The following is an 18,415-nucleotide window of genomic DNA, read 5'->3' as shown; positions in this document are numbered from 1 at the left end:
GAAACCCTGATCCTCTGCGCCCCAAATTCTTGCCCCCATTCATCTATTCACAAATATCCCCGGGAGGGGTCCGGGGAGGGCAGGCAGCCCTCCCCGGCGGTTCCATGATCTCAGTCCTCAAGGCAAGAAGCGCTGCACCAGCCCCACCACCCGCTTGACCATTGGATTATCAAACAATCTCGGTGAAAAATAGGCCCCAGCAGCACGCTTTGAAACCTCGTTCAACGTGGGGTAGGGCAAGACCGTCCCCGCAATCGCCGACATCTTCAGCTTTGCCGCGATTGCCAGCGCCCAAAACCCGATCAGCTCGCCCGCTTGCGCCCCTGCGATAGAGACACCAATGGGCCGCCCTTTCAGCACCATAACCTTGATCAGGCCTTCGGTCTTGCCTTCGGTCTGCGCGCGGTCGTTTTCTGCGTATTCAAAGCGCACCACCTGCACCGCATCACCGTGCTGTTTGCGCGCCTCTGCTTCGGTGGGGCCAATCTGCGCCAGTTCCGGGTCGGTATAGGTCGCCCAGGGAATATGCGCGGTGCTGGCCTTTGAAGGCAGGCCAAACAGCATCTGCCGGATCACGATCCCGGCGTGATACCCGGCCACATGCGTAAACTGCAACCCGCCTGCCGCGTCCCCCACCGCATAGACCTTGCGGTTGCTGGAGCGCAGATCCGCGCCGACCGTCACACCTTTGCGGGTATAGTCCACCCCCGCCTTTTCCAACTCCAACCCGTCAAGCGAAACCTGCCGCCCCACGGCCATCAGCAAATGGCTGCCTTTGACAATGCGCCCGTCTTTGATTTCCACCTCAATCGCGCCCGCCGTGCCACCAATACGCACCACGGGGGCCTCTTCCATCACCTCGACGCCTTCCGCGCGCAGCTTTTTCAAGACGACAGCGGCGGTTTCGGGGTCATCGCGGCCAAAGGCCTTCGCGCCTTCGATCACCGTTACGGCACAGCCCAGACGCCGATGCGCCTGCGCCATTTCCATGCCAATCGGGCCACCACCGATGACGATCAGATGCTCCGGCCGCTCACGCTGCGCAAAGATCGTCTCATTCGTCAGATAGGGCACGCTGTCCACGCCGGGGATCGGCGGCACGAACGGACGAGAGCCAGTGGCGATGACGATACGCCGCGCGGTGATGCGATGATTGCCCGCAATCACGGCTTCCGGCCCGTCAAACTTCGCCCAGTCTCGGATCACCCGCACGCCAAGGCCTTCAAACCGTTCCTGACTGTCGACAGGGGCAATGCCTTCGATCACGCGCCTCACATGGTCCTTCACCGCGCCGAAATCGACCTGCGGCGTGGTGGGCGTGATGCCGAACGGCCCGCCTGTGGTCATCGCATGTGCGTGCTTTGCCGCCGCGATCAGGGCTTTGGACGGCACGCAGCCCGCGTTCAGGCAATCGCCGCCCATCTCGCCGCCTTCAATCAGCACGACGCGCGCGCCCATCTGCACAGCCCCTGCCGCAATCGACAACCCGCCAGAGCCCGCGCCAATGATGCAAATATCGGTTTTGATCTGTTCCATAACTCAAGCGTCTTTCTTGCGAAGCAATTTCAAAAGGATGGGCAGGGCAGACAGCGCCGCCAGCCCCAGAATCGGCCCCAGCACATGCGGCGCGAAGATGATGGACAGGTCCGGCGTTTCACCACGGGCAAACACCTCGCCCAAGCCCGAGCCGACCGATGTATAGACCAAAGCGCCCGGCATGATTCCCAGAAAGGTGGAGATTGCAAAGCGCGACAGTTTGGTGCCAACAAAGGCCGGGATAAGATTGGCCAGAAAGAACGGCACCGCAGGCACCAGCCGCATCAGAAACAGCACCGACCATTCGTTTTCGCGCAGACCCGCTTGCAGCTTGGCCACAGCCCCGCCCTTGCCTTCGATCTTTTCCGAAAATTTCGCGCCAAAGCCACTACGCGCGGCCAGAAAGATTGCAATCGCCCCCAAGGTCGCCGCCGTGACGTTAAAGAACACGCCCGGAAAGGTGCCAAACAAAAAGCCCCCGGTCAGCGTGGCAATCGTTGCCCCCGGCAAGGAAAACCCGACAATCGCGGCATAAGCGGCGATGAAGGCCAGCATTGCCACAAGGTAATTGGCATCCCGAAACGCAATCAACGCCTCACGGTTCTCGGCCAAGGCAGCAAAGCTGATCTGATCGCGCAGAAAAAAGGCACCGGTGGCTGCGACTGCCAGTATCACCAGTATAGGCAGTTTCTGCGCAAGTCCGGTTTTGGGGCCGGATTTCGGCTGCTCTGTTTCGGGCGTTTCCATGGGCATCACTGTCATCTCTTTCTCCGCTAGGCATCATCACGCTGGTCTGCGGCCAAGATGCGCGTTCACGTCCGGTTGCGACAGCCCTCTCACGCGCGCTTGATCAAGGGTGACGGATTTGGCACCATTTCACGGTGACTTGTAACATTCCGATACCGCGCGCCGGGGATTTGCGGGCAATAAGCGTGAAATGTTGCAGGAAATTCGGCTTGGGCGAATTGACTTGGGGCCGAGGGATGCGTAAAGGACGGGCTTCGAATAAGCGCGACCAAGGCGTTTGCGGCGAATCCCGCCCGAAACCTGTTGGCCGCATCTGTGATGGAGAACCGCGATGAAGCGCACTTTTCAACCGTCGAACCTGGTCCGTGCGCGGCGCCATGGCTTTCGGTCCCGTATGGCAACCAAAGGCGGCCGCATTGTTCTGAACAATCGCCGTGCAAAAGGCCGCAAGAAGCTTTCGGCCTGATCTGGCCGGGGCCTTTCGCGCCCTGCTTTTTGAAGGACGAATGAAATGACACCGCCGAAGGCAGAGGGAAAAGGCAGTCTTGCCACGCCCGAAGCGCCATCGGCGGTTTCGCTTTGCGCGGGTGTCGCAAAGCCCGAAGTCATGCGCAACCGCAGTGATTTCCTGCGCGCCGCCTCGGCACAGCGCCAAGGCACCCAAGGCTTCATGCTTCAGGCGCGTGCGCGCGGTGATGACACTGCGGTGATCCGCGTCGGGTTCACTTGTTCCAAAAAGATCGGAAATGCTGTCGCCCGCAATCGCGCCAAGCGCCGTTTGCGGGCCGTGGCGCAAGCGGTTTTGCCGCAAGCCGCGCGCCCCGGCTGGGATTATGTTCTGGTCGGGCGGCCCTCTGCGACCATTGAGCGGGACTTTGCCTTGTTGATCAGTGATCTGCAAAATGCCTTGGACCGCGTTCATGCCAATGCGGGCGGGCCGCGCAAATGACCCCGCTTGCGCATATCGTGGCGCTGCCCGTCCGCGCCTATCGGCTGTTGCTGAGCCCTTGGGTGGGCCATGGCTGCCGGTTTCAGCCCACCTGTTCGGCCTATGCGCTGGAGGCGCTGGAAACCCATGGCGGGTTGAAAGGTGGCTATTTGACGGTGCACCGGCTGTGCCGTTGCCACCCTTGGGGCGGCACGGGCTATGACCCGGTGCCCCCGAAAACGAACCCTAGGTCCTGACACAAGCCTGCCGGTCTGCGTGCAAACCAATCCACTGGCGCCGGGTTGTCGGCGCAGTTATCTCGAATTGTAGGCAACTTGCAGGCGAGCGTTAACGCTTTGCATATCCGGCGGGCGATAGCTTCGGTGATGTCAGGGGCTTTGCCTCTTCTCAGCCGAAAAGGACGCATCATGCGGGATCGCCAAGACCAAACGCCCACGCCCTTGAAGGTATATGCCTCTAAAAACTGGGGCCATTACCTGCGGCGACCGGAGCTTTTGGTGTTTCTGCCCGCCTTGTCGCTGGGGGCGTTTTGGGCGGGCGGGGAAACGATCATGATGATGATCGCCCTTGGCCTGCCGTTGCTATTTGCTTTGGCGGGGGCGTTTCGCACCGTGCCACCGGGCGACCATGTGCTGCCCGATGCGCTCAGCGGGCTGGCCCTGCGACCGCAGATCGCCAAGTTTCTGGATCGGGTCTTGGCGGAGTCTGAAGTGTCGGGCAAGAATACCGCCTGTTTCGTGATGCAATTCGATGACGCGGATGTGCTGCTGGATCGTCACGGCCGCGCCGCCCAGACCGAGGTGCTGGCCCGTTGCGCCGAACGCTTGTGCGCGACGCTTCGTGAAGGCGACACCGTGGCGCGATTGGAAGGGGGGGGCTTTGCGGTTGCCTTGGCCCCGATGCGGCGGATGGATCTGGAAGGCATGGTGCAGGTGGCCGCGCGGCTGCAATCGGCAATTGCGCCACCAATCAGTCTGGACGCGGCACGGCTTTATGTGACTTGCTCGGTCGGGTTTTGTCTTGGGCCAAAGGCGCCGTTGCCGACAGGTGCCTCACTCCTGGACGCGGCGCAAGTGGCGGCGGATGAGGCGCTGCGCAACGGGCCGGGCGCTATTCGCGCCTATACGCCGGGCATGGCGCGCAAGCGCGCAGACCGGGATGCCAAACGCGGCGAGTTGGAAATTGCCTTGGATGAAGGCCATATCCGCCCGCATTTTCAACCGCAGATTTGCACCGATACGGGCGTCATCTCGGGGTTTGAGGCGCTGGCGCGCTGGCACCACGCCCAGCATGGCCTGATCCCGCCATCGGAATTTCTGCCCGCGATTGAAGAGGCGGGGCTGTCGGAACGATTGGGCGAGGTGATGCTGTATCACGCGCTGGCCGCATTGGTCCGTTGGGACAAGGCCGGGCTGCGCGTGCCGAATGTCGGGGTGAACTTCTCGGCAGCGGAACTGCGCAATCCGCGCCTCGCGGAAAAGCTGAAATGGGAATTGGACCGCTTTGACCTGACGCCAGACCGGCTTTGTGTAGAGATTTTGGAAACCGTGATCGCAGAAACCGACAACGATGTGATCGTTCATAATATCTCGGCGCTGGCGAAGCTGGGCTGCGGAATCGACCTTGATGATTTTGGAACCGGTCACGCTTCGATCACCAATATTCGTCGTTTCGCGGTTCGGCGGATCAAGATTGACCGTAGTTTCGTGATGAAGGTCGATGAGGATCAGGATCAGCAAAAGCTGGTATCGGGCATTCTGTCACTTGCAGAACGGATGGGGTTGGAAACCCTGGCCGAAGGCGTTGAGACAAAAGGGGAGCATGCCATGCTGGCGCAATTGGGCTGTGGCCATGTGCAGGGGTTCCTGTTTGCGCGCCCGATGCCGTTTGAGGATACGGCGCAATGGATCATCCAGCATCAGGCCAACCGTTCTATCCTGCCCAAAATCACTTCTCGGGCCCGCTGATAAGGGGGGAGAAGGGCCGAAATGCTTTCGATGGCAGGGGATGTCGGTCTGAAACCTCGTCAGGCTTTGGCCTGCGCCCACCACCAATGACTGTCGGGAAAGCCCTTTGGCGCTGTTACCCCCGTCGCGCCTTTGGCGTGATCGCGCAAGGCTTGATCGAGGTCCGGGTCATCGGGAATCAGGTCTGCGACCGGTAAATGTAGATCGTAAAGCTCTTTCAACGCCTCCAGCGTGCTGCGCAATTGGCAGATGATCGGCCAATCATCGGCTTGCGCGCCAGAGGCCAGCCGCGCTTCGATTCGGTCGCTCAGGTTGTAATCCAGAAAGGGCAGGGCTGGTTCGAGAATATGGGCAGAGCCGATCAGGAAGCGGTCAACCGTTTCTTGTTGCGCCTTGGTCAGGCCCGCCGCCTGCGCTTCATACAAAGCGAAAAACGCAGCGGTGAAATCGCGGGCAGCATTGGGGCGGGTTGCCTGATCTGCGATCAAGGGCAGGGTGCTGTGCAGTTTTTCCAACGTCTCTTGTAAATTTCCCATTGTGATCCCTCACGAAAGGTCATTTGCCCGCCGCGCCGTCACCAATTGACGCCGCATTGGGCCCTTCTCCACCGTGCGCCTCTTGTTGGGCGTTGGGGGCGCGTAAACCCTTGCGGGTCTTGAAAAAATAAAGCCATTTGCCATGGTTTCCCACCGCTCTGCCGAAATTGCAGATAGGTCCAGCGTAGCGCCTGCGCGCGCGGCGGCCAAGCGAAAAGACAGGGATCGCATGGCTTGGGCAGACTGCCGCACCGCGCACCCCGCGCTTAGCCGCGTTGCAGCTTCACCGGTTCGCTGCGGCCCAGCTTCAGAAAATGCGCCATGAAAGGCTTGGTTGCGTCCTCTTCGCGCGTGGCGGCATAGAGCCGTTTGGTAATCACCTGCGGCCCCAAGGGACGGGTGACGTAATCGGCATGGCTGCGCAGGTCACGCAACACCCAATCGGGCAGGACCGAAACGCCACGATTCGACCCCACGAGCATCAGAATCACAGCGGTCAGTTCCACCGCGCGCGTTCCGCGGGGTTCGACCTTGGCAGGGGTCAGCAACTCGGTGAACACATCCAGCTTGTCGCGCGTCACGGGATAGGTGATCAGCAATTGATCGCGGAAATCCTCGGCCTCGATCATCGCTTTTTCCGCCAGCGGGTTCTGGGACGAGGCGACAAACATCGGGTGATAGTCAAACAACGGGTTGAACACCACATTCGCCAGCGGTGCGGGATCAGAGGAGATCACCAGATCCACCTCCTCTCGCTGCAAGGCTGGCAGCGCCTCAAAGGCGAGGCCCGCGCGGATATCGACATCCACCTCGGGCCAGGCGCGGCGAAACAGTTCCAGCACCGGGAACAGCCATTCAAAACAGGCGTGGCATTCGATGGCGATATGCAACCGCCCCGACTTGCCCGAGCGAAGGCCGCGAAACTCCTCCTCCAACGCGTCCATTTCCGGCAGGATGCGTTCGGCCAGACGCAGCAACCGCATCCCCGCCGCCGACAGTTTCAGCGGCTTGGAGCGGCGCACGAACAGTTCCACCCCCGCCTGATCTTCCAGCCCTTTGACCTGATGGCTCAGCGCGGATTGGGTCATGTTCAGCATATCTGCCGCTTTGGCGAGGCCCCCGGCCTGATGAATGGCGCGAATGGTGCGCAGGTGGCGGAACTCGATATGCATTATGCGGCCATCCTCATAAACATGATTAGAATTATGAAATTGTCTCACATCGCAGAATCGGCGACAAGAGGGGTAAGAGCAGGAGCTTATAAAATGACCAAGACGCCAAATATCTCGTTTGAATTTTTCCCCCCGCAGACGCTGGATGCGTCTTTCCGGCTGTGGGAGACGGTGCAGACCTTGGCCCCGTTGAACCCGAATTTCGTTTCCGTGACCTATGGCGCTGGCGGCACCACCCGCAAGCTGACGCATGAGGCGGTGGGCGCGATCGGCAGCAATTACGGGCTGAACGTGGCCGCGCATTTGACCTGCGTGGATGCCACCCGCGCCGAAACGCTGGAAATCGCTGAAAGCTATGCCGCCGCTGGTGTGACCGAAATCGTCGCCCTGCGCGGTGATGCGCCCAAAGGGGCCGCCCGGTTTACGCCGCATCCCGAGGGTTTCGCCTCCTCCGTTGAATTGGTCGAGGCGCTGGCCGCGACCGGAAAATTCAAGCTGCGCGTCGGCGCCTACCCCGAACCGCACCCGGATTCGGCCGACACTTTGGCCGATGTGCGCTTCCTCAAGCGCAAGATTGAGGCTGGGGCAAGCAGCGCGATGACCCAGTTCTTCTTTGAGGCGGAAACCTTCCTGCGCTTCCGCGATGCTTGTGTGAAAGAAGGCATTACCGCGCCGATCATCCCCGGTATTCTGCCGATCCAGTCTTGGGAAGGCACCAAGAAATTCGCCGCGCGGTGCGGCACACAGGTTCCCGCATGGCTGGATGAGGCGTTTGCCGCCGCCAAGCGGGACGGGCGTGAGGAATTGCTGGCCACCGCGATCTGCACCGAGCTTTGCGATACGCTGATCGGTGAAGGGGTGGAGGACTTGCATTTCTACACGCTGAACAAGCCGCACTTGACCCGTGAGGTGTGCCATGCTTTGGGCGTCACCCCGCAGGTTGAACTGCAAAACGTCGCCTGATCGTTTTTCCCTGAAGGAACCTTGGGGGCGGGTTTTCCGCCCCTTTTTTTATGGCAGGTTCATTTACGGCGGCGCACACGGGGGATGCTGGACGGGCTGACCGCATAGGTCGCTTCGGGATGTGGCGGGGTTCCTTCGGTGCGGTTCCAGAAGGCGGTTCCGCCCAAGCGCCGCCAAGCGGGCAGCATCAGGATGACGCCAGCAATGAACCCGCCCGCATGGGCCCAATAGGCCACCCCACCGCCATCGCCGGGGGTGGAAAACCCGCTGACCAGTTGCATCGCAAACCACAGCCCCAGCATGATCCAGGCAGGCACCGGAAAGATGCGGAAAAAGATCACGATAATGATCAGAACATCAACCTTGGCGCGCGGGAACAGCAGCAAATAGCCCCCCATCACCCCCGCAATCGCGCCCGATGCCCCGATCATCGGCACCGGGGAATAGGGCGCCGAGGCGATTTGCAGCGCCGCCGCCGCCAGCCCCGACAGCAGGTAGAATCCCAAAAAGCGGACATGGCCCAGAATATCTTCGAGGTTATCACCAAAAATCCACAAAAACAGCATGTTACCGGCAAGATGCATGAAGCCGCCATGCAAGAACATCGAGGTCAGAAGCGTTTCCAACCGGCTGCCCGCCATGACGTTGCGCGGCACAAGCCCCCATTCGACATGCAGCATCATAAGCTGCGGATCAGTCGGCAGGGCGAACCAATAGCTTGCGAAAATCCCGACATTCAGCAGGATAAGCGCAAAGGTGACATAGGGCACCCGCCCCGAGGGGTTATGGTCGCGGATCGGAAACATCAGGTCAAACTTCCCGATCCGCGGTAAGGCGTCAAGCCTCTATCACGCCTCGCCCATTTCCGCCAAAAGCTGGGCATTGCCACCCGAGGCGGTGGTATCGATGCAGACGTGGCGTTCCAGCCGGACATGGGCCGCATCGGGCATGCCGCCGATCAACGGCAAAATTGCACCGGGTCGCGCGGCCAAGGCCTGCGCATAGGCGCGGCCTGCCTCCGCATCGCCCCACCACAGGGCGCCGGAAAAGCCGGACAGGCTGGTCAGGGCATCGGGGGCAAGGCAGGCTGCCTCTACCGCTTCACCGCCAAGGGCGCGCACGGCTTCGGCTTGGGCCAGAACCTGTTCGCGGCTGGGGCCAAGGCACAGCAAGGGCGTGCGTGGATAGGCCGACAAGCGGTTGCTTTCCCCGGTCGGGCCGGGCAGGTCTTGCACATGCAACACGCGGCGCGCGGTTGCCTCGGATGTCAGGGCTTTGGCCACGGTGGCAGCATCGCTGGTGGCTGTTGCCCCACCCAAGGCGGGAGCGTCGACACGGGTGAAACGGGCGATGTAATCCGGTCCGCCCGCTTTTGGCCCGGTGCCGGAAAGTCCCTCGCCGCCAAAGGGTTGGCTGCCAACAACGGCACCGATCTGGTTGCGGTTGACATAGGTGTTGCCGACACAAATCTGCGCCACGGCGCGTTCTACGCGGTCGTCAATCCGGCTGTGCATGCCAAAGGTCAGGCCGTATCCGGTGGCGTTGATATCCGCGATGACCTTATTCAAGCCACCCGCCCGCCATGGGGCCACATGCAGCACCGGGCCAAAGATTTCGCGCGGCATATCCGCGATCCCGTTCACCGCAATGACCGTGGGCGCGATGAAGGTGCCGCCTGCGGGCAGGTTGCCTTCTTTCAGCACCCGGCCTTCGGCGCGCGCGGCCTCGATATAGGCGCGGATGTCGGCTTGGGCCTCAGCGTCGATCACCGGGCCGATATCGGTGGCCAGATCCCATGGGTTGCCTGCCTCCAGATCATCCATCGCGCCATAGAGCATCTCCAGCACGGTGTCGCGGATATCGTCTTGCAGATAGAGGCAGCGCAGGGCCGAGCATCGCTGCCCCGCCGATTGAAAGCTGGAGGCGAGGATATCGCGCACGGCCTGTTCGGGCAGGGCTGTGCTGTCGACCACCATCGCATTCAGCCCCCCGGTTTCCGCGATCAGCGGCGCGGTGGGGTCCATATGCTGCGCCATGTTGCGGCGGATGCGCTGCGCGGTTTCGGTCGACCCGGTAAAGCAGACACCCTGCACGCGGGCATCACTGGTCAACCCGGCGCCGACAATGGCACCTTCGCCGGGCAGCAGTTGCAGCGCGGTGGCGGGCACCCCGGCCTTGTGCAGCAATTCCACGGCGGCGGCCGCGATCAGGCTGGTTTGTTCGGCGGGTTTTGCCAGCACGGCATTGCCCGCAGCCAAGGCTGCCGCAATCTGGCCCGAAAAGATGGCGAGCGGAAAGTTCCACGGGCTGATGCAAGCGAAAAGCCCCCGCCCGGGGGCGCTGAGCGTCTCGCCCTGATCCGCGTAATAGCGCAGGAAATCAACGGCTTCACGCAGTTCGCCCACGGCATCCAGCAGGGTTTTCCCTGCCTCGCGCGCCAGCAACGCAAACAGGCGGCCAAAGTCTGCCTCATACAGATCAGCAGCACGGCGCAGCACTTCGGCACGTTGTTTTGGCGCTGCATCCCAGCGTGCCGCCGCGGCCAAAGCGGTTTCAACATCCGGCACACCTGCGGGCAGCACATGGCCCACCACAGCGCCTGTCGCGGGGTTGGTGACGGCCCAGCGTTTCGCACCAGCAACCGGGCCTCCCAACATCGGGCGGGCCTCAAACAGCACATCGGCAAAGGGCGCGCGCGCGGCCTCAATCGCGGCCAGATCGGCACTGTCGGTCAAATCCCAGCCTTTGGAATTGGCGCGGCTGCCAAACAGGGCAGGTCCCGTGCGCAGCACCGGGCTTTCCACCGGGGCCATCGCTTCCATCGCGGTGATCGGGCAGGCTGCAACCTCTTGCGGTGGCACGGTCTCATCGACGATCTGGTTTACAAAGCTGCTGTTTGCACCGTTTTCCAACAGGCGGCGCACCAGATAGGCCAGCAAATCGCGATGCGCGCCAACGGGGGCATAAATCCGGCAGCGGGTGCCGTGGCCTTCCAGCACGATGTCATGCAGGCGTTCGCCCATGCCATGCAAGCGCTGGAATTCAAAGGCGCGTTTGTCGGCGGCCATATCCAGCACGGCGGCCACGGTATGGGCGTTATGGGTGGCAAATTGCGGGTAAATCCGGTCGGTCATGCCCAGCAGTTTCTTGGCATTGGCGATATAGGAAACATCGGTCGCCTGCTTGCGGGTAAAGACGGGAAAGCTTTCCAGCCCCATCACCTGCGCGCGTTTCACCTCGGCATCCCAATAGGCGCCTTTGACCAGCCGGACCATGATCTTGCGGTCTAACCGCTCGGCCAGCCCGTAAAGCCAATCAATCACCGCACCAGCGCGGCGACCGTAAGCCTGCACCACCACGCCGAACCCGTCCCAGCCCTTCAGCGCCTTGTCGGACAGCACCGCCTCGATCACTTGCAGCGACAGGGCCAGTCGGTCGGCCTCCTCGGCGTCGATGTTAAAGCCCAGCCCTGCGGCCTTTGCCAAGCCTGCAAGGGCGCGCACGCGGGGCACCAGTTCCTCCATCACCCGGTCGCGCTTGGCCACCTCGTAGCGGGGATGCAAGGCCGAGAGTTTCACGGAGATGCCGGGATTGTCGCGGATATCCTTGGATTTCGCAGCTTTGGCGATGGCGGTGATGGCGGCGGTATAGGCCAGATGATAGCGCCGCGCGTCATGTTCGGTGCGGGCCGCTTCGCCCAGCATGTCATAGGAATAGGTAAAGCCCTTACTTTCCAGATCCCGCGCGCGTTTCATCGCGGCCTCAATGGTTTCGCCCAGAACGAATTGCTTGCCCATTTCCTTCATGGCGCGCGATACGGCCGTGCGGATCACCGGCTCGCCCAGTCGTTTCACCGCGCCGCGCAGGCTTGCAGCGACACCGGGTTGGCGGTCATCCAGCACGCGGCCCGTCAGCATCAAGGCCCAAGTAGAGGCGTTGACAAGGCTGGAGGCGGAATGACCAAGGTGTTTGCCCCAGTTCGAAGGCGCGATCTTGTCTTCGATCAGCGCATCCATCGTGACGGCATCCGGCACCCGCAGCAGCGCCTCGGCCAGACACATCAGGGCGATGCCTTCATCAGTGGAAAGCCCATATTCGGCAAGGAAAACTTCCATCAATCCGGGCTTGGCGCTGGCACGAATGGCGCGGACCAGATCGGCACCGCTGGCGGCAATGCGCGCGCGGTCCTCAGCGGTCAGCCCGGCCTCTGCGATCAGTTCGCGGATCAGCGCGGCCTCGGGGCGCAAGGCGTCGCGGTCAATGGTGGTCCAGGCAGTTTCAATCGAATCGCGGGGCATGGGCAAACACTCCTCTTTCCCTTAGTATAGGCATGAATCAAAAGCCATTCGTCCCGATTTCTGTCAAACGGCAGGCGGTTTGGCCGATTGCAGGGGAGAAACTGATGTCGTCAGAGCCGTTTGACCTTGACCGTTTCGATCAGGCGATTTTGCGGGTGCTCGCCACCGAAGGGCGCATTTCGGCGACCGAACTTGCCCGCCGGATCGGCCTGTCCAAATCACCCACCCAAGCGCGGATGAAACGGCTGGAGGAGGCGGGGGTGATCACCGCCTATCGCGCGCAGCTTGACCCGATCAAGATGGGGCAGGCGCATGTGGCCTTTGTGGAGGTGCGGCTGTCAGACACGCGCGAATCGGCCTTGCAGGCCTTCAACAAAGCAGTGCTGGCGATCCCGGAGGTGGAGCAATGCCATATGATGGCAAGCCGCTTTGACTATTTGCTGAAGGTGCGCACGGGCGATATTCAGGATTACCGCCGCGTGTTGGGGGAAAAGATTTCCTCTCTGCCGCATGTCTCCTCCACCTCTACCCATGTCGCGATGGAGGCCGTGAAAGAGGCCGGGGTCTAAGCCTCGAGCAGCAGGGCAGAACCGATGCCGCCTGCCGCCGCGATGGTGCAAAGCCCATAGCCGCGCGGCAGGTCTGCGAACATCCGCGCCACCAGAACCGCGCCAGAGGCCCCGATGGGATGACCGCGCGCCAAGGCACCGCCACCGATGTTGACGCGCAGCGGGTCCAGCCCTGCGCCATTGATGCAGGCGATGGCTTGCACGGCATAGGCCTCCATCACCTCGGCGCGGTCCAGAACCAGACGGGGGGAAAGAACCCGGGCAATCGCCCCCAAGGGGGCAAGCCCGGGTTCTTCGGGGACGCCCCCAAGGGTCGCCCCGGCCGCGATCCTGACAGCGCGTGCAGACTGGCCAGCAATGCGGGCCGAGACGACAAGGCAAAACGCGGCCCCATCGGCGGCAACCGCCGCATTGGCGGCGGTGATACTGCCGTCGATCACCTTGGCCCGCGCGGCCACGGCAGGTGTCAGGTTGCGGGTGAAGCCATCGCGCGATTGGCCGTTGATGGCAACAATCTCTGGCATTGCGGTGGCCAGCGCGCGTTGATGTGACGCCACGGCGAAGGCATCCTGTGCCGCGCGGCTGATTTGCAACTTTTCGGCCAAAGCCGCCGCGGCGGTGTGCATGGCCGGATCGCGCGCAGGCCACGGGGTGAAGGGGGGCGCATCATAGGCGATTGGCGGGCCGCCATCGACCCGAGTGCGCAGGCGCAAGGGGCGGCGGGAATAGCTTTCTGCACCGCCTGCCAGCACCACTTCGGCGGCCCCGCTTTCCACCAAGGCGCGCGCAAGGATCACGGCATCCAGACCGCCCGCGCATTGCCGATCAAGGCTCAGCCCCGCCACGCTGTCGGGCAAACCCGCTGCCAATGCCGCCACCCGCGCCGGGTTGCCGCCGGCGCCCAGCGCGTTGGACAGGATAAGCTCATCCACGCGGTCGTGCGCGATCCCTGCGTCGGCGAGGCAGGCCTGAATGACCGGCGCGGCCAAGCCCTGCACCTCCAGCCCAGCGAAAGCCCCGCCCACAGGCATCACCGCACTGCGCCGGGCTGCAATGATGAACGCCCCACTCATAGCGCTGCCGCAATCGCGGCCAGATCGACCTTGCCCGAGGGCAAAACCGGCCAATCGGCCCGCCAGTGCAGCCGTTTCGGGGCGATCAAGGCCCCGAACTTGGCGCGCAAGGCGGTCAGCACCACCGCGTCTTCGGCATGGCCCATTAGCACCGCCTCTAATACCTGCCCGCGCAAGGCATCGGGGCGTGGCACCACCGCCGCGCGGGTGATTCCCGGCAAGCCCAGCAAGAACAACTCCATCGCTTCAGGATAGGCGTTTTGCCCCGCCACTGTCACCATCCGGTCAATCCGCCCCAGCAACACCAATTGCCCGGCTTCCATCCGGCCAATCTCGCCCAGACCCAACCAATCGCCTTGCCATTCGGCCACGCCCGCATCCGCCCCGGCATAGCCGTGAAAGAGGTAAGGGCTGCGCACCCAAACCCGCCCTTCCGCCGCACAGCCACCCGGCGCGCCGATGCCAATGTCCACCCCCGGATAGGGGCGCCCAACCGCATGCGGCGGCGTCTGCTCATCCGCCAAAGTGACAAAGCTTGCCTCTGCCGCGCCGTAGAATTCGCGCACCGCAGCCTTGGGGCACATCACCGCCAGCGCGCCGCGCAGGCCCGCATCCAGCTTGGCCCCCCCGACCAGCACAAAGCGCAGATCGGGCAGCGGCGGCCCGCCCGCCTCTATCAGCAACTGGAGTTGCGGCGGAGAGGCCCAAAGCCCCTGCACCCGCCGCGCCGCCAAGGCCGCCCGCTGCTTGTCGGGGCGCAAACCTTCCAAGATATGCACCTCGGCGCCAAGGCTCAGCCCCTCAACCGCGCCATAGAGCGACAGTGATTGCACCAGCCGGCCCAGCACCGCTACGCGCAGCCCCGGCCCAATGCCAAACAGCCCCGCATTCACCGCAAAACTGCGCGTCCATGAACCTGCGTCCCGTGCAATGCGCCGGGGGCTGCCTGTGCTGCCAGAGGTCAAGGTTTCAAACCCTGATACCGGGGCCGGGGCCGAAACAGCGCCAATCCGGAACGGCGCAGCGCCAAAAGCAGCAGACAAAGCCGCGGCCACAGGCCGATCCGCACAGACCACTGAACGCCCCCCGGAAACGGCAAAAGGGCGCGGCAATGCCACACCCTTTGCATCGTAAACCCTTGCCTCAGGATGCCAATGAAACCTGTCCACCTGCGCCCCCCGTCAGATCACCAAAGCCCGCGCCCTGATTTCATCTTGGCAAAAATACCTCATTCCCGCCGCAGCCCCAAGGCACGCCGGTCAAGCGGATCACTCTCCCCGCACAACCTTGCGAAACCCTTCGAACAGCGGCTCGTTTGCCGCGACGATAGAGCCTTTGACCAAGGGGTCGTCGCCTTCGCGGATGGCCGAGACCAAGCCGCCTGCCTCGCGCACCAGCACCAGACCTGCCGCAATGTCCCACGGCTGCACACCGCGCGCCCAATAGCCATCAAACCGGCCCGCCGCGACATAGGCCATGTTCAACGCCGCCGACCCCCAGCTGCGCACACCGGCTGTCACCGGGGCCACGCGGGCGAGGTCTTGCAAAGTTGCGGGCAGGGTGCCCTTGCCGCCAAATGGCACAGCCGTCGCGAAAATGCTTTCGATCATCGACCGACGGCCCGAAACCCGCAGACGGCTTTCGTTCATCCAGGCGCCACCGCCCTTTTCGGCCCAGAACATCTCATCCTTGGCGGGGTCGAACACCACACCGGCGATAATCTCGCCCTTATGCTCCAGCGCGATGGAAATCGCCCAATGTGGCAAGCCGTGCAAAAAGTTGGTGGTGCCGTCCAGCGGGTCTACGATCCAGCGGCGCGTCGGGTCCTGCCCTTCGGTTTCCGTGCTTTCCTCGCCCAGAAACCCATAGGTCGGGCGGTCGCCCAGCAGCGCCTCGCGCAGCATCTTTTCGGCCTCGCGGTCGGCGCGGGTCACAAAATCCCCCGGCCCCTTGGAGGAAACCTGAAGGTTTTCCACCTCGCGGAAATCCTTGACCAAAGCCCGCCCAACCTTGCGGGCTGCCTTCTTCATCAGGTTGAGGTTCGCGCTGCCTTGCATGCCGGGGCTCCATCCGTGTCCGGCCAAAGCCTATACGCGCGGGCGGCGTGGATGCCAAGGGGGGCGGCATCGGCCGCAGGCATACAGAGGTGAAAAACGCCGCAACAGGCCGGATCGGTAAATTGGGGCGGACTGGTGGTCGATATGCCCGAATCATATATAAAATGAAGTCTTATCGTCTAATTATATGATGAAAATCGGACGATAAGGCTTCGACAAATCTGCGATAGTAGAGGACGGCAGGAAAAACAAGGGGGAGGGGGCGGATATCGGCGGGTTGATCGGGCGATAGACCGGACAAGCGGAGGCTTTCTACCAGTTTAACCGTGCTTCCTTCGTCGAAATCTCAAAAATACAAAATTAAATTCTAAAAATTGCTCAAATCTGCGAAAAAATATCAAAATTCTGCGCAGGGCGCGCGATATTCGGGACCACCTGCGCCCGAATGTCGCGCATAGTGAAATCAGCGCAATCAGGGCCGTCATCGGCCTTTGTGCAAAACCGGCCTCTTGGGGCCACAATACGAGGGAGAGAGAAAAAGATGTCAGACACAATCGTCGTGGCCTGTGATGGCTCAGACGCATCCGGTCGGGCTTTGGCCTTTGCGCATGCCCGCGCAAAGCAGCTTAACGCCAAACTGCTTGTGGTGCATGTGTTGGAATGGTCGCCCTACAGCTTCCTGACACCCGAAGAAATCGCCGAGCGTCATGCCCGGCGGACAGAGGAGTTGGCCCGCGCCGAAAGCGCCATCATCGGCCCGATCATCGCAAAATACAAAGATCAGGGCGTGGCGATCGAGACAGCGGTCAAATACGGCCATGTCATTGATACGCTGGTGGCAACCGCGACCAAAGCCAAGGCGGTGGAAATCATCAGCGGCCGCACCGGCAATTCCGGCGTCATGAGCCGGGTGTTCGGCTCTGTTGCCGGAACGCTGGCACAGGTTTCGCCCGTGCCTTGCACCATCGTGCCTTAAGCCATTCAAAGGGAGAGAAGAATGTCACATATAAACCGCTTTGGCGCGGCCTTGATGGCGCTTGGTTTTGCCAACAGCGCGCAGGCCTCAGCCATTGACGAAAGCGTCAATCAGATGTTTGCCAGTTCAACGGGCTGGTTCGTCAACTTCATTTTCGCCTCCATCCCCGGCACCAGTTTTCCGTGGATCGTGGCGTGGCTGGTCATCGCCGCCTCTGTGTTCACCATTTACTTTGGCTTTATCCAGTTCCGGGTGATCCGTCATTCGCTTCACATCGTTTCGGGCAAATATTCCGACCCGGAAGATGCGGGCGAGGTGTCGCATTTTCAGGCGCTCGCCACTGCGCTTTCGGGCACGGTCGGTTTGGGCAATATCGCCGGTGTGGCCGTGGCCGTTGGCATCGGTGGCGCAGGCGCGACCTTCTGGATGATCCTCGCGGGCCTGCTGGGCATGGCATCGAAATTCACCGAATGCACCTTGGGCGTGAAGTATCGCAATGAATATGCCAATGGCACCGTGTCCGGTGGCCCGATGTATTACATGACCAAAGGCTTTGCCGAGCGTGGCCTGCCCGGTGGCAAGTTTCTGGCGGTTCTGTTCTCGGTTTTCTGCGTGTTGGGCGCGCTTGGGGGCGGCAACATGTTTCAGGCCAATCAGGCGCATCAGCAGTTGACTGGCGTGTTCGGAGAGTTCCCGGGCTGGATCACTGGCCTTATCTTTGCGGGCATCGTCTTTGCGGTGATCGTGGGCGGTTTGAAATCCATCGCGCAGGTGACGGAAAAGATCGTGCCGTTCATGGGCATCCTTTACGTTGGCACCGCGTTGGTGATCTTGCTGATGAACCTTGAACACATCGGCCCCGCGTTTGGCCAGATCATTGACGGTGCCTTTACCGGTGCAGGTGTTGCAGGGGGCGTGGTTGGCGCGTTGATCCAAGGCTTCAAACGTGCCGCCTTTTCCAACGAGGCTGGCGTCGGCTCTGCCGCGATTGCCCATTCGGCGGTGCGCACGAAAGAGCCGATCACCGAAGGTTTCGTCTCCTTGCTTGAACCCTTCATCGACACCGTGGTAATCTGCACCATGACCGCTTTGGTGATCATCATCACCGGGCAATTGATGGTTGATCCGGCAACCGGCCTTTACATCCTGAACGATGGCGGCACGATCCAGACCTTGGATGGCTCCTCCGGCGTTGGGCTGACATCGGCGGCTTTTGCCTCTGCGCTGCCTTGGTTCCCCTATTTGCTGGTGGTGGCTGTGTTGCTGTTCGCCTTCTCGACCATGATTTCCTGGTCCTATTACGGGCTGAAGGCCTGGACCTATATGTTCGGCGAAGGCCGCAATCAGGAACTGTCGTTCAAGATCCTGTTCTGCGTCTTTGTGGTGATCGGTGCTTCGGCCAGCCTTGGCCCGGTGATCGACTTCTCGGATGCGGCAATCTTTGCCATGGCCGTGGTCAACATCACGGCGCTGTATTTCCTGATGCCTATCGTGAAGCGGGAAGTGAACAGCTATCTGTCGCGCCTGAAATCGGGAGAGATCAAGCGCTTCCACTAAACGCCAAAAACAAAA

At 61.9% G+C, this 18,415-nt stretch carries 17 protein-coding genes; 8 read left to right on the top strand and 9 right to left on the bottom strand.

The features are described from left to right. Positions 1–117: 117 nt before the first annotated feature. Together EGN72_RS16725 and EGN72_RS16720 are read right to left on the bottom strand one after the other, a co-directional pair. A complete protein-coding gene (locus tag EGN72_RS16725; RefSeq protein ID WP_127049663.1) occupies positions 118–1,536 on the bottom strand; it encodes an NAD(P)/FAD-dependent oxidoreductase in 1,419 nt (472 codons plus the stop codon). A 3-nt stretch (positions 1,537–1,539) separates the two neighbouring features. Beyond that, entirely contained in the window at positions 1,540–2,289 is a 750-nt protein-coding gene (locus EGN72_RS16720) for a TVP38/TMEM64 family protein (protein ID WP_233587193.1), read from the bottom strand. Positions 2,290–2,614: 325 nt separating this feature from the next. Here EGN72_RS16720 and rpmH point away from each other — a divergent pair, with 325 nt between their 5' ends. The 4 genes from rpmH (at position 2,615) to EGN72_RS16700 (ending at position 5,199) form a co-directional block, all read left to right on the top strand. Beyond that, positions 2,615–2,749, top strand: coding sequence for a 50S ribosomal protein L34 (gene rpmH, locus EGN72_RS16715; protein WP_127049659.1), 135 nt, complete (start codon positions 2,615–2,617; stop codon positions 2,747–2,749). 45 nt (positions 2,750–2,794) lie between these two features. Next, positions 2,795–3,232, top strand: coding sequence for a ribonuclease P protein component (gene rnpA / locus EGN72_RS16710; RefSeq protein ID WP_127049657.1), 438 nt, complete (start codon positions 2,795–2,797; stop codon positions 3,230–3,232). Further along, a complete protein-coding gene (gene yidD / locus EGN72_RS16705; protein ID WP_127049655.1) occupies positions 3,229–3,468 on the top strand; it encodes a membrane protein insertion efficiency factor YidD in 240 nt (79 codons plus the stop codon). Before rnpA ends, yidD begins: the two co-directional genes overlap by 4 nt. A 171-nt stretch (positions 3,469–3,639) precedes the next feature. Continuing rightward, positions 3,640–5,199, top strand: coding sequence for a bifunctional diguanylate cyclase/phosphodiesterase (locus EGN72_RS16700; RefSeq protein WP_127049653.1), 1,560 nt, complete (start codon positions 3,640–3,642; stop codon positions 5,197–5,199). 59 nt (positions 5,200–5,258) lie between these two features. On the opposite strand, the gene EGN72_RS16695 is transcribed toward EGN72_RS16700, so the two are convergent. Both EGN72_RS16695 and EGN72_RS16690 read right to left on the bottom strand, forming a co-directional pair. Beyond that, positions 5,259–5,735, bottom strand: coding sequence for a hypothetical protein (locus tag EGN72_RS16695; RefSeq protein ID WP_127049651.1), 477 nt, complete (start codon positions 5,733–5,735; stop codon positions 5,259–5,261). A gap of 266 nt (positions 5,736–6,001) precedes the next feature. Continuing rightward, on the bottom strand, positions 6,002–6,907 hold the full coding sequence (locus tag EGN72_RS16690; protein WP_127049649.1) for a LysR family transcriptional regulator: 906 nt from the start codon (positions 6,905–6,907) through the stop codon (positions 6,002–6,004). A 93-nt stretch (positions 6,908–7,000) separates the two neighbouring features. On the opposite strand from EGN72_RS16690, the gene metF reads away from it, so the two are divergent. Then, complete coding sequence (gene metF, locus EGN72_RS16685) at positions 7,001–7,870, top strand: methylenetetrahydrofolate reductase [NAD(P)H] (protein WP_127049647.1); 870 nt, start codon at positions 7,001–7,003, stop codon at positions 7,868–7,870. Positions 7,871–7,929: 59 nt separating this feature from the next. On the opposite strand, the gene EGN72_RS16680 is transcribed toward metF, so the two are convergent. Both EGN72_RS16680 and putA read right to left on the bottom strand, forming a co-directional pair. After that, complete coding sequence (locus tag EGN72_RS16680; protein ID WP_127049645.1) at positions 7,930–8,676, bottom strand: rhomboid family intramembrane serine protease; 747 nt, start codon at positions 8,674–8,676, stop codon at positions 7,930–7,932. A 42-nt stretch (positions 8,677–8,718) separates the two neighbouring features. Then, positions 8,719–12,168 carry a bifunctional proline dehydrogenase/L-glutamate gamma-semialdehyde dehydrogenase PutA gene (gene putA, locus EGN72_RS16675; protein WP_127049643.1) on the bottom strand — a complete coding sequence of 1,150 codons (3,450 nt, stop codon included), beginning with the start codon at positions 12,166–12,168 and terminating at the stop codon, positions 8,719–8,721. A 104-nt stretch (positions 12,169–12,272) separates the two neighbouring features. On the opposite strand from putA, the gene EGN72_RS16670 reads away from it, so the two are divergent. After that, positions 12,273–12,737 (top strand): Lrp/AsnC family transcriptional regulator, encoded by a 465-nt coding sequence (locus EGN72_RS16670; RefSeq protein ID WP_127049641.1) that lies wholly within the window; start codon positions 12,273–12,275, stop codon positions 12,735–12,737. Here the strand turns inward: EGN72_RS16670 and EGN72_RS16665 are convergent. The 3 genes from EGN72_RS16665 to EGN72_RS16655 all read right to left on the bottom strand — a co-directional run bounded on the left by EGN72_RS16665 (position 12,734) and on the right by EGN72_RS16655 (position 15,867). After that, positions 12,734–13,810 (bottom strand): thiolase family protein, encoded by a 1,077-nt coding sequence (locus EGN72_RS16665; RefSeq protein WP_127049639.1) that lies wholly within the window; start codon positions 13,808–13,810, stop codon positions 12,734–12,736. The genes EGN72_RS16670 and EGN72_RS16665 overlap by 4 nt on opposite strands. Continuing rightward, positions 13,807–14,865 (bottom strand): AMP-binding protein, encoded by a 1,059-nt coding sequence (locus EGN72_RS16660; protein ID WP_158623215.1) that lies wholly within the window; start codon positions 14,863–14,865, stop codon positions 13,807–13,809. Before EGN72_RS16660 ends, EGN72_RS16665 begins: the two co-directional genes overlap by 4 nt. Before the next feature lie 213 nt (positions 14,866–15,078). Further along, positions 15,079–15,867 carry an inositol monophosphatase family protein gene (locus EGN72_RS16655; protein WP_127049635.1) on the bottom strand — a complete coding sequence of 263 codons (789 nt, stop codon included), beginning with the start codon at positions 15,865–15,867 and terminating at the stop codon, positions 15,079–15,081. A 541-nt stretch (positions 15,868–16,408) separates the two neighbouring features. Between EGN72_RS16655 and EGN72_RS16650 the strand changes: the two genes are divergently transcribed. Continuing rightward, positions 16,409–16,843: a universal stress protein gene (locus EGN72_RS16650; protein WP_127049633.1), complete on the top strand. Its 435-nt coding sequence runs from the start codon at positions 16,409–16,411 to the stop codon at positions 16,841–16,843. Positions 16,844–16,897: 54 nt separating this feature from the next. Continuing rightward, complete coding sequence (locus tag EGN72_RS16645; RefSeq protein WP_370323339.1) at positions 16,898–18,400, top strand: alanine/glycine:cation symporter family protein; 1,503 nt, start codon at positions 16,898–16,900, stop codon at positions 18,398–18,400. Positions 18,401–18,415 lie beyond the last annotated feature (15 nt).

The organism is Pseudorhodobacter sp. E13 (assembly GCF_003991405.1).
GTDB lineage: Bacteria > Pseudomonadota > Alphaproteobacteria > Rhodobacterales > Rhodobacteraceae > Pseudorhodobacter.
The sequence above is the reverse complement of the archived record's forward strand: the minus strand, read 5'-3'. Positions and strand labels throughout refer to the sequence as shown.

Coding starts and splice junctions, on each gene's coding strand:
- EGN72_RS16725 (WP_127049663.1), bottom strand. CDS start 1,536: ATGGAACAGATCAAAACCGATATTTGCATCATTGGCGCGGGCTCTGGC.
- EGN72_RS16720 (WP_233587193.1), bottom strand. CDS start 2,289: ATGCCCATGGAAACGCCCGAAACAGAGCAGCCGAAATCCGGCCCCAAA.
- rpmH (WP_127049659.1), top strand. CDS start 2,615: ATGAAGCGCACTTTTCAACCGTCGAACCTGGTCCGTGCGCGGCGCCAT.
- rnpA (WP_127049657.1), top strand. CDS start 2,795: ATGACACCGCCGAAGGCAGAGGGAAAAGGCAGTCTTGCCACGCCCGAA.
- yidD (WP_127049655.1), top strand. CDS start 3,229: ATGACCCCGCTTGCGCATATCGTGGCGCTGCCCGTCCGCGCCTATCGG.
- EGN72_RS16700 (WP_127049653.1), top strand. CDS start 3,640: ATGCGGGATCGCCAAGACCAAACGCCCACGCCCTTGAAGGTATATGCC.
- EGN72_RS16695 (WP_127049651.1), bottom strand. CDS start 5,735: ATGGGAAATTTACAAGAGACGTTGGAAAAACTGCACAGCACCCTGCCC.
- EGN72_RS16690 (WP_127049649.1), bottom strand. CDS start 6,907: ATGCATATCGAGTTCCGCCACCTGCGCACCATTCGCGCCATTCATCAG.
- metF (WP_127049647.1), top strand. CDS start 7,001: ATGACCAAGACGCCAAATATCTCGTTTGAATTTTTCCCCCCGCAGACG.
- EGN72_RS16680 (WP_127049645.1), bottom strand. CDS start 8,676: ATGTTTCCGATCCGCGACCATAACCCCTCGGGGCGGGTGCCCTATGTC.
- putA (WP_127049643.1), bottom strand. CDS start 12,168: ATGCCCCGCGATTCGATTGAAACTGCCTGGACCACCATTGACCGCGAC.
- EGN72_RS16670 (WP_127049641.1), top strand. CDS start 12,273: ATGTCGTCAGAGCCGTTTGACCTTGACCGTTTCGATCAGGCGATTTTG.
- EGN72_RS16665 (WP_127049639.1), bottom strand. CDS start 13,810: ATGAGTGGGGCGTTCATCATTGCAGCCCGGCGCAGTGCGGTGATGCCT.
- EGN72_RS16655 (WP_127049635.1), bottom strand. CDS start 15,867: ATGCAAGGCAGCGCGAACCTCAACCTGATGAAGAAGGCAGCCCGCAAG.
- EGN72_RS16650 (WP_127049633.1), top strand. CDS start 16,409: ATGTCAGACACAATCGTCGTGGCCTGTGATGGCTCAGACGCATCCGGT.
- EGN72_RS16645 (WP_370323339.1), top strand. CDS start 16,898: ATGGCGCTTGGTTTTGCCAACAGCGCGCAGGCCTCAGCCATTGACGAA.